This is a genomic window from Streptomyces endocoffeicus, from assembly GCF_016741935.1.
Lineage (GTDB): Bacteria > Actinomycetota > Actinomycetes > Streptomycetales > Streptomycetaceae > Streptomyces > Streptomyces endocoffeicus.
The window spans coordinates 1-1754 of sequence record NZ_JAERRG010000132.1 but is presented as its reverse complement, the minus strand read 5'-3'; the positions used below and the strand labels follow the sequence as shown (position 1 = coordinate 1754).

Below are 1754 nucleotides of genomic sequence, written 5' to 3'. Positions count from 1 at the left end.
CCAGCCGACCGTCCAGATGCCTGGCGATGGCCGAAGGCGTCGGATAGTCAAAGATCAACGTGGTCGGGAGTCGAAGCTCGGTGGCCGCCCCAAGCTGATTGCGCAGCTCGATCGCAGTGAGGGAATCGAAGCCCAGATCCTTCAGCGCGCGGTCTGCGTCGATGCCAGCAGGGTCCGCATGCCCCAGCACCGTCGCCACATGAGAACGAACCAGCTCCAGCAGCAACCGCTCACGCTCCCGCGGCACCACACCCGCCAACCGATCCCGCCACACACCAGCCCCATCCCGACCCACCGCAACCCGACGCACCGCACCCCGCACCACATTCCGCAACAACGCCGGAACCGACACACCACCACGCCCATGAAACGCCCCCACATCCACACGCACCGGCAACACCACACCACGCCCCACCCCCTGAGCGACATCGAAGAGGGCAAGGCCTTCTTCGGTGGTGAGTCCGATGGTGCCGCCACGCGCCATGCGAGCGAGGTCGGTCTCGCTGAGGTTCTGGGTGATTCCGCTGGCTTGAGCCCACAGCCCCCAGCCCAGGGAGAGGGCGGGCAGACCGTGGGCGTGGCGGTGCTGGGCCAGGGCGTCGAGGAAGGCGTTCGCCGCCGCGTAACTCCCCTGCCCACCGGCACCGAGCGTGGCCGCGGCAGAGGAGTAGAGCACGAACGCCTCCAACCCCATGTCCCGGGTCAGCTCATGCAGATGCCAGGCCGCATCCACCTTCGGCCCGAGCACCCGCTGAACACGCTCATCACTCAGCCCCTCCACGACACCGTCATCAACCACCCCCGCGGTGTGCACCACACCCCTGAGCGGCACCTCCGCCGGAACACCAGCCAACAGCTCACGCACCGCATCACGATCGGCCACATCACACGCGGCCACGGTGACCGACGCCCCAGCCGCCTCCAGCTCAACCACCAGCTCCGCTGTCCCCGGAGCGTCCGGACCCCTACGGCTGGCCAGCAACAGATGCTGCACACCGTGTTCAATCACCAGATGTCGAGCGACCAGGCCCGCCAGCACACCCGACGCACCCGTCACCAACACAGTCCCGTCAGACACCAACCGCGCAGACGCATCAGGGGCTGCGGGCTTGGCCACACGGGACAACCGCGGAACCAGGACGGTCTCTCCCCGGACCGCCAGCTGCGGCTCGTCCGCACCAGCAGTGATGACCCGCACCACCGCGTCCGCTGCAGCGGCGCTGATCTCGCTACCGTGGTCGGGGTCGTGGTCCAGGAGGAGGAACCGGCCGGGATTCTCGGTCTGCACCGACCGCAACAAACCCCACACCGGAGCCTGCGCCAGATCGGCAACGTCCTCACCCGCCCCAGGGGCGACCGCACCACAGGTGGCCACCACCAGACGGGACCCGACCAAGCGCTCCTCACCCAGCCACCGGTGCACCGCAGACAGCACAGCGGACAGCGACTCCCGCACCCCCGCAACCACGCCGCCGGGGACGCTCGTCGGGCAGGACAGCACCACGGTCCCGGGCGCCGCCTCGCCCTCATCGAGCGCGCTGATCAACGCAGGCACGTCCTCGTAGCGGGCACACGCCCCGCCCGCACGGACCACCGCCTCACCCAGCCCGACATCTGACCCCACTACCGCCCACGGGCCTCCGGACGCATTCGATGTGCCGAAGAAGTCCAGCGGTTGCCAGTCCAGTTGGAAGAGCGAGTCGTAACGGCTGGTCTGGGCCGCCTGCAACTGCTCAGCCGAGATCGGCCGCAGC

At 68.8% G+C, this 1754-nt stretch carries 1 protein-coding gene; it reads right to left on the bottom strand.

Annotated features, from left to right (window positions below; genetic code table 11):
* The coding region (locus tag JK364_RS54195; protein ID WP_201858844.1) for a type I polyketide synthase at positions 1-1754 on the bottom strand (1754 nt) is incomplete at both ends.